Source organism: Streptomyces sp. NPDC002564 (assembly GCF_042889645.1).
Lineage (GTDB): Bacteria > Actinomycetota > Actinomycetes > Streptomycetales > Streptomycetaceae > Streptomyces.
Window position 1 is genome coordinate 1 of sequence record NZ_JBIARE010000012.1, and the last position, 11,793, is coordinate 11,793.

The following is an 11,793-nucleotide window of genomic DNA, read 5'->3' on the forward strand; positions in this document are numbered from 1 at the left end:
GTGCACACCCGTGGTCGTCTCCTCGGTCACCCCACGGATCTCCGAGGCCAGCTGCGTCCACTTCTGCGAACCCTCACTGATCGTGCGGTTCAGCAGCTGCAGGATCACCCGGTGCTCATCGTTCTCCGCCGTCTCCACCCCGGGAACCGCACCGGCCTTCTCATACTCCACACCCTTGTGGACCAGCAGCGTGGCATCCCCACCGTCGTCCAGAATCATGTTCGGACCACCGGTCGGCGTGTTCGGCCAGGTCAGCGCCTGCTCCGTGCACCACCAGTACTCCTCCAGCGTCTCGCCCTTCCAGGCAAAGACCGGAATACCCCGCGGATCCTCCGCCGTGCCCTGCGGACCCACCGCGATCGCCGCGGCCGCATGGTCCTGGGTGGAGAAAATGTTGCAGGAGACCCAGCGGACCTGCGCACCCAGCGCCACCAGCGTCTCGATGAGCACCGCCGTCTGCACCGTCATATGCAGGGAACCCATGATCCGGGCCCCCGCCAGCGGCTGCGACGCCGCGAACTCCTTACGGATCGACATCAGACCGGGCATCTCATGCTCGGCCAGCGTGATCTCCTTACGACCGAACTCGGCCAGGGAGAGATCGGCGACCTTGAAGTCCTTGCCGTTGATGAGAGTCATGTGTGAGCTGCTCCTCGTGGTTGGTTCGAGGGTGGACATGGCTGACCTGCGGCATCGGACACACGGGTGCTCCGACGCGCGCAGCGCAGTCCGTCGGAGGCCCTCTCTCCCTCGGACGATCCGCACGCGGACCGCCCGACCGCCATCAGCAGCGACGTCTGGCTCGGTCTCCAAGCTACACCGATTGGCCCAGCAAGCCCCAGCCCGCCGTCAGGTACGCCATCACTGGCGGATAGGCCGTCAGACCCGGACGATATGGGACCTTTGCGCTTTTGATCCTGCGCTTATGTGTTGCAGGATGCCTTGAGATCGGGAACATTTGCGCGATCTTGTTCGGCAAAGGCGTTAGGAGATCCACGTGACCAGTCCGGCCGATCCCCCCATAGGCGGGGACACCAGTGGGCAGAAGAGGCTGAAACTGCTCGCGGTGACCGCCTGCCCGACCGGCATCGCTCACACGTACATGGCGGCCGAGAAGCTCTCGCAGGCCGCGGAGGGTCTCGGCATCGACATGAAGGTGGAGACGCAGGGCTCCATCGGGGCCGAGAACGTCTTGACTGACAACGATGTCAGGGAAGCCGACGGCATCATCATCGCAGCCGACAAGGACGTGGACCGCAGCCGGTTCGCCGGGAAGCGCGTCCTGTCCGTCGGCGTGTCCGAGGGCATCAGCAACCCGGAGGGCCTGATCGAGCGGGTGCGGAGCGCGCCCGTGCACGGCGGGGGTGCCGGTGGAGGCGCCGCCGCGGCGTCGTCGGGCGGTGCCGGTGGTTCCGGCGGCGGCCGGGAGCGGAGCGTCGCGTACAAGGCGCTGATGAACGGCGTCTCGTACATGATTCCGTTCGTGGTGGTGGGCGGTCTGCTGATCGCGATCTCGCTGTCGCTCGGCGGGCACACCGACCCCAAGGGCGGGCTCGTCATCCCGGACGGCTCGTTCTGGATGCACGTGAACCAGATCGGCACGATCGGCTTCACGCTGATGGTGCCGATCCTGTCGGGATACATCGCGTACGCCATCGGCGACCGGCCCGCGCTGGTGCCGGGCATGATCGGTGGCTGGATCGCCAACACCGGTGATCTGTACGACTCCAAGGCTGGCGCCGGCTTCATCGGGGCGATCGTCACCGGCTTCCTGGCCGGTTATCTGGTGTTGTGGATCAAGAAGGTCAAGGTCCCGAAGTTCGTCCAGCCGATCATGCCGATCATCGTGATCCCCATCATCGCGACGACCGCGCTCGGCCTGTTCTTCATCTACGTCATCGGCAAGCCGATCTCGTGGGTCTTCGAGCACCTGACGAGCTGGCTCAGCGGCATGACGGGGACCAGCGCGATCCTGCTCGGCGCGATCCTCGGACTGATGATCGCGTTCGACATGGGCGGGCCGGTCAACAAGACGGCGTTCCTCTTCGGCGCCGGGCTCATCGCGACCGGCAACCAGACCGTCATGGGCATGTGTGCCGCGGCGATCCCGGTGATGCCGCTCGGGCAGGGCCTGGCCACGCTGATCCGCAAGCGGCTCTACACCGAGCAGGAACGGGAGACCGGTCTCGCGTCGTTGTTCATGGGCTTCTTCGGCATCTCAGAAGGTGCCATTCCGTTCGCCGCCGCCCGGCCCGCGCAGGTCATCCCCGCCAACATGCTCGGCGGCGCCGTGGCCGGTGCCATCGCCGGCATGGCGAGCGTGAAGGACGCGGTGCCGCACGGCGGCCCGATCGTGGCGGTGCTCGGTGCCGTCGGCGGCGTGCCGATGTTCTTCATCGCCATCGCCATCGGTTCGGTGGTCACCGCGCTCGCCACCGTGACGCTGGTCGACCTCAGCGAGCGCAAGCGGCGCGGCGCTCCCCTGGTCGACGTGCCGGGCGGGCCCGAGCCGGTGCTCGCCGGGGTCGGCGCGACCGCGGGCGGCGCGGCAGGCGGCCTCCAGAAGGCCCCGCAGACCCCGCAGGCCACGGCGCCGAAGGCGTCCCCGGTACCGGCGGCGGCCCCCGCCCCCGAGCCGGAGCCCGCCGACGAGGTCCTCTCCGGCTATCTCACCGAGCAGACCGTGAAGGTCCGCCTGGACGCCAGCGACAAGGAGGCCGCCATCCGCGAGATGGCCGGGCTCCTCGCCACCACCGGCAAGGTCAACGACGTCGAGGAGCTGGTGCAGACCGCGCTGCGGCGCGAGGCGCAGGGCACCACCGGGCTCGGCGAGGAGATCGCCATCCCGCACGCCAAGACGGACGCCGTGGACTCCCCGCTCGTGGGCTTCGCGCGGTCGCCCGAGGGCATCGAGTGGGGTGCGCTCGACGGTACGAAGGCCAAGCTGATCTTCATGATCTCCGTGCCGGAGGCCGCCGCGGGCGACGAGCACCTGCGGATCCTCGCGCTCCTGTCGCGCAAGCTGATGGACACCGGCTTCCGGGAGCGGCTGGAGGCGGCACCGGACGACGCCGCGATCCTCGACGTCCTGCGTGAGGTGCGGTAGCTCTCACGGCGAGCAGGGCGCGTACGACCGGTACGCCCACGACGACGGGCCCCGCACCTGAACCGGTGCGGGGCCCGTCGTCGTGCGGCGGTCCGTGCGGACGTGCCGCCGAAGGCTCAGTGGCCGCCGGGCGACTTCGCCGGGTTGGTGCCGCGGGCCGCTGCCGTCTCGCTGAAGATGTCCGGCTCCAGGTAGATGACGCGGGCGATCGGGACCGCGGCGCGGATGCGCTCCTCGGCGGCGTTGATCGCGGCGGCGACCTCGGCGGCCGTCTCGTCGTGCCGGACGGCGATCTTGGCGGCGACGAGCAGCTCCTCGGGGCCGAGGTGGAGCGTGCGCATGTGGATGACCTTGGTGACCGTGTCGTCGTCGACCAGGGCCTTCTCGATCTTGCCGACCTCTTCGACGCCCGCGGCCTCGCCCAGCAGCAGGGACTTGGTCTCCGCGGCGAGGACGATCGCGATGACGATGAGCAGGATGCCGATGCAGAGCGTGCCGATGCCGTCCCAGACGCCGTCCCCGGTGGCCAGGGCCAGGCCCACGCCGCCGAGGGCGAGGATCAGGCCGACCAGCGCGCCGAAGTCCTCCAGGAGGACGACGGGGAGCTCGGGCGCCTTGGCGCGGCGGACGAACTCCTTCCAGGAGAGGTTGCCGCGCAGCGGGTTGGACTCCTTGATGGCGGTCCGGAAGGAGAAGCTCTCCGCGATGATCGCGAACACCAGGACCCCGACGGGCCAGTACCAGTGCTCCAGCTCGTGCGGGTGCTTGATCTTCTCGTAGCCCTCGTAGATCGCGAACATGCCGCCGACCGAGAAGAGGACGATCGAGACGAGGAAGGCGTAGATGTAGCGCTCGCGGCCGTAGCCGAACGGGTGCTGCGGGGTGGCCTCGCGCTGGGCCTTCTTGCCGCCGAGGAGCAGCAGGCCCTGGTTGCCCGAGTCGGCGAGCGAGTGGACGCTCTCGGCGAGCATCGAGGACGAGCCGCTGAAGATGAACGCGACGAATTTCGCCACCGCGATCGCGAGGTTCGCGGCGAGTGCCGCGACGATCGCCCTTGTTCCGCCTGACGCGCTCATGAGTGCCCCGGGTCCCTTCGCCTTCGTACGTTCTCTGCCATCGCGGGCGGGCAGCTCTTTGCCCGCCGTTTGCGGTGGGTCATTGTTGCAGCACGGGAGGGCCCTGGTGCGTCAGGCCACCACAGTGGCACGGAAAAGCGTGCCCACACCGGACACTTCGGCCTTTTCGCCCGCGGGGACGAAGGCGGACTGTCCGGGCTCCAGGGTCAGTTCGCCCGCGCGGACCGAGCCCGCCGTGCAGAGCAGGATCTGCGGGGTGGCGGCGGTGAGGTCGTGCGGGGCCGCGCCCTCGGGCAGCACGAAGCGGGAGAGGAGGAACTCGTCGATCGGCGTCTCGTAGACCTCCTCGCCGGTGGACGAGCCCTCCGGGCGCAGCACGCCGGGGTCGGTGGCCTCGAAGCGGACGATCCGCAGGAGTTCGGGGACGTCGACGTGCTTGGGGGTCAGGCCGCAGCGCAGGACGTTGTCGGAGTTGGCCATGATCTCGACGCCGAGGCCGTTCAGGTAGGCGTGCGGGACGCCGGCGCCGAGGAACAGGGCCTCGCCGGGCTGCAGTTGGACGTAATTGAGCAGCATCGCGGCGATGACGCCCGGGTCGCCGGGGTAGTGGTGGGCGATGCTCGCGTACGGCTCGTGGACGCCGCCGAGGCGCTGGGCCGCGGCGGTGACCTCGGTGACCGTCTCGGCCATCTGCTCGGGGTCGGCGCTCAGCACGGCCGTCAGGACCTCGCGCAGGGCCGCCTCTTCGGGCTGGGCGCGCAGCAGGTCGACGTACGGCTTGAGGGAGTCGACGTCGAGTGCCTCCAGGAGGTCGGCGGTCTCGCCGGGGGCGCGGAAGCCGCAGAGGCCGTCGAACGGCGTGAGGGCGCAGATCAGTTCGGGCTTGTGGTTGGCGTCCTTGTAGTTGCGGTGCGGGGCGTCGATCGGGACGCCCCGGCGCTCCTCGTCGGCGTACCCCTGCTTGGCCTGCGCGAGGTCGGGGTGGACCTGGAGGGAGAGCGGGGCGCCGGCCGCGAGGAGCTTGAGGAGGAAGGGCAGGCGCGGGCCGAACTTGGCGACCGCCGCCGTGCCGAGCTCGTGCTCCGGGTCCGCGGCGATGACCTCGTTCAGCGCGCCGCGCCCGGTGCGCGAGGGCGCGCCCGGGTGGGCGCCCATCCACATCTCGGCCTGCGGCTCACCGCTCGGCGCCACGCCCAGGAGCTCCGCGATGGCGGTGGTCGAACCCCAGGCGTAGGGGCGGATGGTGTTGGTGAGGCGGTCCACGGAGGGGGTCTCCCTTGCTACGTACGAGAGTGCTGAACTGCGGCCGCGACCGGTGCGGACACCTGGGTGGCCGGTGCGGTGGCGGCGGTGGCCGGTGCGGCGCCGGGGGCGGTCCGCGCGGGCACGGTCGGTGGGATCACGGCCGGTGCGGTCATGATCCGTCCCCCGAGGCGAGCGCCAGGTAAACGGCGGCGAAATCCGTGACGGCGATCAGGTCCGCGAGCGCTTCGAGCTCGTCGCCGTCCTCCGGCTCCAGCTCGCTGACGGCGATGTCGTGGCCGTGCGCCAGCTCGCGGGCGGCGGGCGCCGCGGTGAGGCCGCCGGCGTCCGCGGGGCGGTCGCGGAGCAGCACCACGCGCGCGCGCAGGGCGGCCGGGTCGTCGACGCGGTCGCGGAAGAAGTCGTCGGTGTCGTCGCCGCCCGCCGGGTTGCCCGCGAGCAGCGCGCCGTGCGCGGGCAGCGCCTCGGGCAGTTCGGCGGCGAGCGCCGCGTGCCCGGACAGCTCGGCGAGGATGGCCGCGAAGCGGCGCCCGGTGGCCGCGGCGGACCTGCCCTCGGTCCAGATCAGCGGGAGCGCGTCGGCGAGTTCGGCGGCGAGCGTCTTGGCGGGGTTGCCGTACGTCGCGACGGCCGGGCCGCAGCGCTCCGCGACGCGGTCGAGGCGGTCGGCGACCTTCTGGAGCGTGTCGACGGGTGCCACGAGCAGGCCGGTGCGGTCCAGGAGGACGAGCAGCGGGACGAGGAGGGCCCACAGGGTGCCGGGGGCGCCGGGCGCGGCCTCGTCCTCGACGCGGCGGGCCTCGTACGAGGCGGAGTCCCGGTCGGCGTCGTCGTGCGCGCCTTCGAACGCGCCGTAGGGCGAGGTCGCCATGGGGACGGTCAGGCCGTGGCTGCCGTCCACGCTCTCGGCGATCGGGGTGCGCGCGGGGGCGACCGCGACGACGGTGCAGCCGCGGCGGTACGCCTGGTCGGCGAGGAGCGAGAGGCCCGGTTCGGTGCCGTCCGGGGTGGCGATGAGGAGCAGGTCGACGGGGCCGGCCCAGCCGGGCAGCGCCCAGCGCAGGGCGCCGCCCGCGGGGGCGACGCCGGTGGGGGCCAGGCGGATCACCGGGCAGCCGGTGCCCGCGAGGCCGTCCAGCAGGTCGGCGACGCAGAGGGCCGCGGTGCCGGGGCCCGCGACGAGGACGGCGCGGGGGCGTCCGTCCGGCTTGAGCTCGGTCAGCCCGGCCTCGGTGGCGTGCCGGATCGCGGTGCGGACGCGGGCGCCGGCCTCCGCCGCGCCGCGCAGCAGTCCGCGGCGGTCGGCGCGGGCGAGCGCCTCGGGGGCGTCGAGCAGCGACTCGTCGAGCATGGGGTCAGGTCTCCGATCGCCGTGCGCGGGTTCCTGCGGGGTGCCGGGGCGGGAGTGCTCCCGGCGGGTGTCGCGGGCGGTCCAGACGGTGGCCGCGTGGGCCGCGTGCGTTGGATCGGCCCGAGGCGCCGTGCCGGGCGCCACGGGTCCGCGGGGGCCCCACGGCCATCCCCTAGGCCGGGCGGCGCGCCTCGTCGACCAGGAGGACGGGGATGCCGTCGCGGACGGGGTAGGCCAGACCGCACTCCTTGGCGTCCGCCGTGCAGACCAGCTCGGTCTCCGACTCCTTGAGGGGAGCGTGGCAGGCCGGGCAGGCGAGGATCTCCAGGAGGCCGGCTTCGAGCGGCATGGGGTGGGTCCCTTCGAGCGGATGCGGTGGGGTCACGAGCGGGTGGGCCGTGGGCCGCGCGGTGAGCTGTCCGCACACCGCGTGCGCCGCGGACCGCGCCGCCGCCGCACCGGATGCGGCCTGGTCAGCCTACCTCCGTGCGGGGCGTGGCGCGGGGGTGCGGACGGGCGGCCGGGGCGCGGGCTTTCGCGGGGCGGGAGCGGGGGCACGGTCCCCCGCCCCGGCCGCGCGGTGGTCGGTGGTGTGCCGTCAGCCGCGGATGATCGCCAGGGCCTCGTCCCGCACCTTGGCCATGGTGGCCTCGTCGCGGGCCTCCGCGTTCAGGCGGAGCAGCGGCTCCGTGTTCGACGCGCGGACGTTGAACCACCAGTCGGCGGCGGTCACCGTGAGGCCGTCGAGCTCGTCGAGGGTGATGCCGTCGCGGCCCTCGTACGCCGTCCTGATCGCGGCGAGGCGGGCGCCCTGGTCGTCGACCGTGGAGTTGATCTCGCCGGATCCGGCGTAGCGGTCGTACTGGGCGACGAGGCCGGAGAGCGGGCCGTCCTGGCCGCCGAGGGCCGCGAGGACGTGGAGCGCGGCGAGCATGCCGGTGTCCGCGTTCCAGAAGTCCTTGAAGTAGTAGTGCGCGGAGTGCTCGCCGCCGAAGATCGCGCCGGTCGTGGCCATCTCCGCCTTGATGAAGGAGTGGCCCACGCGCGTGCGCACGGGCGTGCCGCCGTTCTCCTTGACGACCTCCGGGACCGACCAGGAGGTGATCAGGTTGTGGATGACGGTGCCCTTGCCGCCGTGGCGGGCGAGCTCGCGGGAGGCGACCAGGGCGGTGACGGCGGACGGGGAGACCGGGTCGCCGTTCTCGTCGACGACGAAGCAGCGGTCCGCGTCGCCGTCGAAGGCGATGCCGAGGTCGGCGCCCTCCGCGCGCACCCGCTCCTGGAGGTCCACGATGTTGGCCGGGTCCAGCGGGTTGGCCTCGTGGTTGGGGAAGGTGCCGTCCAGCTCGAAGTACATCGGCACGACGTCGAGGGGCAGCCCGTCGAAGACGGTGGGGACGGTGTGGCCGCCCATGCCGTTGCCCGCGTCGACGACGACCTTGAGGGGGCGGACGGCCGTCAGGTCGACCAGGCCGCGCAGGTGGGCGGCGTAGTCGGTCAGGGTGTCGCGCCGGGTGAGGGTGCCGGGGGTGGCGGCGCTCCGCGGGGCGCCGGTCTCCAGCCAGCCCTCGACGAGGGCGCGGATCTCCGCGAGGCCGGTGTCCTGGCCGACGGGGGCGGCGCCCGCGCGGCACATCTTGATGCCGTTGTACCGGGCGGGGTTGTGCGAGGCCGTGAACATCGCGCCGGGCAGGTCCAGCGCGCCCGAGGCGTAGTACAGCTGGTCCGTCGAGCACAGGCCGATCTCGGTGACGTCCACGCCGAGCGCGGCGGCCCCGCGCGCGAAGGCCCGGGACAGGCCGGGCGAGGAGGGGCGCATGTCGTGGCCGACGACGATCGCGTCCGCCGAGGTGACCCGCGCGAAGGCGGCCCCGAACAGCTCGGCCAGTGACTCGTCCCACTGGTCCGGGACCACTCCACGGACGTCGTACGCCTTCACGATCTGGGACAGATCAGCAGTCACGGCCAACCCTCTCTGCAGGTTCTGCTAGCTCAGCGGGTACGGAGAGCCCTCCGCGGTCAGCACCAAGCTACCCGCTGGAACCGGTGCTGGACCGGGCGTCCCCGGCAGGCGTCTCACGGCAGCATCCAGCCGAGCACCGCCGTGCTCTGTCCGACGACGATCAGGCACATCACGAGGAGCAGGCCGAGGCTCCAGGGCAGCACCTTGCGCAGCAGGTCGCCCTCCTTGCCCGCGAGTCCGACGGCGGCGCAGGCGATGGTGAGGTTCTGCGGGGAGATCATCTTGCCGAGGACGCCGCCCGAACTGTTGGCGGCGGCGAGGAGTTCGGGCGAGAGCCCGGACTGCCGGGCGGCCGTCACCTGGAGGGCGCCGAACAGGGCGTTGGCCGAGGTGTCGGAGCCGGTGACGGCGACGCCGAACCAGCCGAGGACGGGTGAGAGGAAGGCGAGTCCGGCACCGGCGGCGGCCACGTAGTGCCCGATGGTGGCGGCCTGCCCGGAGAGGTTCATGACGTACGCGAGCGCCAGCACGGACGTCACCGTGAGGATGGCGTGGCGCAGTTCGTGGACGGTGGCCGCCCATTCGCGCACCGCCACGCGCGCGTGCACCCCGAGGACGGCGGCGGTGCCGATGCCGGCGAGCAGCACCAGGGTGCCGCCCGTGGAGAGCAGCGGCAGCGAGAAGACGTTGCCGCCGACGGGCTTGCCCGAGGGGTCGGCGACGTCCAGGAAGGGCCAGTCGACGGTGCGTGTCGCCCGCGCGAGGAGGTCCTTGACGGCGGGGATCTGGGCGATCGAGAAGACGGCGACGATCAGGGCGTACGGGGCGTAGGCGCGCAGCACTTGGGGGCGCGGGTCGGCGTGGTCGAGGTCGTCGCTGCGCGCGCCGGTCAGGACGGCGGCGCGGACGGGCTCGGCGGCGGGCCTGCGGGCCTGCGGCACCGCCATCAGCGCGCCCGCCCCGGCCAGGGCGGCGCCGATGTCGGCGAGTTGGGCCGAGACGTGGTTGGAGGCCGCGAACTGGGCGGCGGCGAAGGCGGATCCGCAGGCCAGCGCGGGCACCCAGGTCTCACGCAGACCGCGCCGCCCGTCCACGAGGATCACCAGGAGCAGCGGTACGACCAGGGCGAGCAGCGGGGTCTGGCGGCCGACGACGGTGGCCACGGAGTCGAGCGGCAGGCCCGTCACCTGAGCGAGCGTCACCACGGGGGTGCCCATGGCGCCGAAGGCGACCGGCGCGGTGTTGGCGACCAGGGAGACGACCGCGGCGCGCACCGGGTCGAAGCCGAGGGCGACGAGCATGACGGCGCTGATCGCGACGGGCGCGCCGAAGCCGGCGAGCGCCTCCAGGAGGGCCCCGAAGCAGAAGGCCACGACGAGTGCCTGGATGCGGGGGTCGTCGGAGAGCCGGCCGAAGGAGCGGCGCAGGATGTCGAAGTGCCGGGTGCGGACCGTCATCCGGTACACCCACAGGGCGTTGACGACGATCCACAGGATGGGGAAGAGCCCGAAGAGGACGCCCTGCGCGGCGCCGGACGCGGTCTGGCCGAGCGGCATGCCGAACACGAGCCAGGCGACCAGGACGGCGGCGGCGAGGCCGATGAGTCCCGCGCGGTGGGCCTTCATGCGGACGGCGCCGAGCAGGACGAGGACGGTCAGCAGGGGCAGGGTCGCGACGAGTGCGGACAGGCCGAGCGAGTCGGCCACGGGCTCCAGTTGCTGCACGAACACAGGGCGCCTCCCGGCTGTGGGGTGGCGAAATCCTCAGGGCCTGGGCGAACGCGCGTCAACGAGGCGGAAGGAGAAGATCCGGTGAAGGGCGCGCCGGGCGCGGGGCAGGCACGGACTCGGGAGGAGAGGGGAGCGGGCTCGGGTGCGGGCTCAGGAATCCGGTGAGCGCAGGACGCGGAGGTGGCCGCGGCGCGCGACCTCCATCGGGTCCGCGGCGCGCGGGCCGCCGCCCGCCTCGGCCGCGCGCTCCTGCGGACGGGCCGCCTCGCGCACGGCGTTGGCCAGCGCTTCGAGGTCGTCGCCGGAGGGGCGGGCCGGACCCGACGCGTCGGCGAGCCGGACGACGTCCCAGCCGCGCGGGGCGGTGAGGCGCTCGGAGTGCTCGGCGCACAGGTCGTAGCAGTGGGGTTCGGCGTAGGTGGCGAGGGGGCCGAGGACCGCGGTCGAGTCGGCGTAGACGTACGTCAGCGTCGCGACGGCGGGACGGCCGCAAGCGGTGCGCGAACAGCGACGTACAGGGCTCACGACGTTGGACGGTACCGCACTCTTGAGCGGGCCGCGACGACTCTCCACGAGGTCACCCCACCGTGTCGTGCCGCGGCCCGCCCCCGGACACCCCCCGCCGGGAACGCGCTGACCTGCACGGACACCGGGTACCGCACGGGCGGACCGTATTGAATCCGGTCACCACATGGTGTGGATCACGTCATTTGGCGCGAGCCCGGCGGTCCCGGAGAGATATGGAATCGAGTCCAAGCCCGGCCGGAACGGTCAGGAAGCGACATGTCGCGCACATCGCGGAAAGGTCGATCTCGGGGACTACTCTTCGTCAGTGATGGACGACCCCGTACAGCCCCGCTCAGCAGACCCGAGGCCCCGCCGTCGCGACCGCCACGGCCGGGGCATGCGCGGCCCTGTCGCGCCGCCGCAGGTGCCGCTCTCCGCGAGCCGCGGCGAGGCCTTCACCGACCTCGTGCAGGACTCCGTGGAGCGCCTGGAGCGGCGCTGGCCGCAGCTGACGGAGATCGAGTTCATGGTCCTCGAGGTGCCGCCCCTGGGCCGGGCCGACGGGGACTGGCAGGACGAGGTGGTGCCGCTCGGCGGGACGATCACCGCGTCCGAGGGGCGGCCCGCCCGCGTCGTCATCTACCGGCGCCCGGTGGAGATCCGCACCAAGGGCCGCGACGAGCGCGCGCACCTGGTGCACGAGGTGGTCGTCGAGCAGGTCGCCGAACTGCTCGGCCTGTCCCCCGAGTCGGTGGACCCGCGCTACGGGGACGAGGAGTGACCCCGCCCCGCCGACG

At 72.5% G+C, this 11,793-nt stretch carries 11 protein-coding genes; 2 read left to right on the forward strand and 9 right to left on the reverse strand.

Annotation, left to right across the window (positions count from 1 at the left end):
• On the reverse strand, positions 1-639 hold a 639-nt coding region (locus ACFYXE_RS31890; RefSeq protein ID WP_389318602.1), incomplete at its 3' end, for an adenosylhomocysteinase.
• A gap of 358 nt (positions 640-997) precedes the next feature.
• On the opposite strand from ACFYXE_RS31890, the gene ACFYXE_RS31895 reads away from it, so the two are divergent.
• Positions 998-3,106 carry a fructose-specific PTS transporter subunit EIIC gene (locus tag ACFYXE_RS31895; RefSeq protein ID WP_389318604.1) on the forward strand — a complete coding sequence of 703 codons (2,109 nt, stop codon included), beginning with the start codon at positions 998-1,000 and terminating at the stop codon, positions 3,104-3,106.
• 116 nt (positions 3,107-3,222) lie between these two features.
• Here the strand turns inward: ACFYXE_RS31895 and ACFYXE_RS31900 are convergent, their stop codons facing one another.
• The 8 genes from ACFYXE_RS31900 to ACFYXE_RS31935 all read right to left on the reverse strand — a co-directional run bounded on the left by ACFYXE_RS31900 (position 3,223) and on the right by ACFYXE_RS31935 (position 11,062).
• Positions 3,223-4,182 (reverse strand): cation diffusion facilitator family transporter, encoded by a 960-nt coding sequence (locus tag ACFYXE_RS31900; protein ID WP_389318606.1) that lies wholly within the window; start codon positions 4,180-4,182, stop codon positions 3,223-3,225.
• Between the two features lie 111 nt (positions 4,183-4,293).
• A complete protein-coding gene (gene manA / locus ACFYXE_RS31905; RefSeq protein ID WP_389318608.1) occupies positions 4,294-5,445 on the reverse strand; it encodes a mannose-6-phosphate isomerase, class I in 1,152 nt (383 codons plus the stop codon).
• A 17-nt stretch (positions 5,446-5,462) separates the two neighbouring features.
• Positions 5,463-5,600 (reverse strand): hypothetical protein, encoded by a 138-nt coding sequence (locus ACFYXE_RS31910; protein ID WP_361175557.1) that lies wholly within the window; start codon positions 5,598-5,600, stop codon positions 5,463-5,465.
• Positions 5,597-6,796 (reverse strand): SIS domain-containing protein, encoded by a 1,200-nt coding sequence (locus ACFYXE_RS31915; RefSeq protein WP_389318611.1) that lies wholly within the window; start codon positions 6,794-6,796, stop codon positions 5,597-5,599. The genes ACFYXE_RS31910 and ACFYXE_RS31915 overlap by 4 nt, the downstream gene beginning before the upstream one ends.
• 172 nt (positions 6,797-6,968) lie before the next feature.
• Positions 6,969-7,145: a Trm112 family protein gene (locus ACFYXE_RS31920; RefSeq protein ID WP_361175563.1), complete on the reverse strand. Its 177-nt coding sequence runs from the start codon at positions 7,143-7,145 to the stop codon at positions 6,969-6,971.
• Positions 7,146-7,394: 249 nt separating this feature from the next.
• On the reverse strand, positions 7,395-8,759 hold the full coding sequence (locus ACFYXE_RS31925; protein ID WP_389318614.1) for a phosphomannomutase/phosphoglucomutase: 1,365 nt from the start codon (positions 8,757-8,759) through the stop codon (positions 7,395-7,397).
• Positions 8,760-8,872: 113 nt separating this feature from the next.
• Positions 8,873-10,489, reverse strand: a complete 1,617-nt coding sequence (locus tag ACFYXE_RS31930) for an L-lactate permease (protein ID WP_389318616.1) — start codon at positions 10,487-10,489, stop codon at positions 8,873-8,875.
• Between the two features lie 150 nt (positions 10,490-10,639).
• The gene (locus ACFYXE_RS31935; RefSeq protein ID WP_389318618.1) at positions 10,640-11,062 is read right to left on the reverse strand and encodes a DUF3499 domain-containing protein; all 423 of its coding nucleotides are present in this window, start codon (positions 11,060-11,062) and stop codon (positions 10,640-10,642) included.
• 262 nt (positions 11,063-11,324) lie between these two features.
• Between ACFYXE_RS31935 and ACFYXE_RS31940 the strand changes: the two genes are divergently transcribed.
• Positions 11,325-11,777 carry a metallopeptidase family protein gene (locus ACFYXE_RS31940; protein WP_389318620.1) on the forward strand — a complete coding sequence of 151 codons (453 nt, stop codon included), beginning with the start codon at positions 11,325-11,327 and terminating at the stop codon, positions 11,775-11,777.
• The last annotated feature ends 16 nt before the right edge of the window (positions 11,778-11,793 follow it).

Excerpts from the sequence above, each read along its gene's own strand:
- ACFYXE_RS31900 (WP_389318606.1), bottom strand. The coding sequence starts at position 4,182 with ATGAGCGCGTCAGGCGGAACAAGGGCGATCGTCGCGGCACTCGCCGCG.
- ACFYXE_RS31910 (WP_361175557.1), bottom strand. The coding sequence starts at position 5,600 with ATGACCGCACCGGCCGTGATCCCACCGACCGTGCCCGCGCGGACCGCC.
- ACFYXE_RS31915 (WP_389318611.1), bottom strand. The coding sequence starts at position 6,796 with ATGCTCGACGAGTCGCTGCTCGACGCCCCCGAGGCGCTCGCCCGCGCC.
- ACFYXE_RS31920 (WP_361175563.1), bottom strand. The coding sequence starts at position 7,145 with ATGCCGCTCGAAGCCGGCCTCCTGGAGATCCTCGCCTGCCCGGCCTGC.
- ACFYXE_RS31940 (WP_389318620.1), top strand. The coding sequence starts at position 11,325 with ATGGACGACCCCGTACAGCCCCGCTCAGCAGACCCGAGGCCCCGCCGT.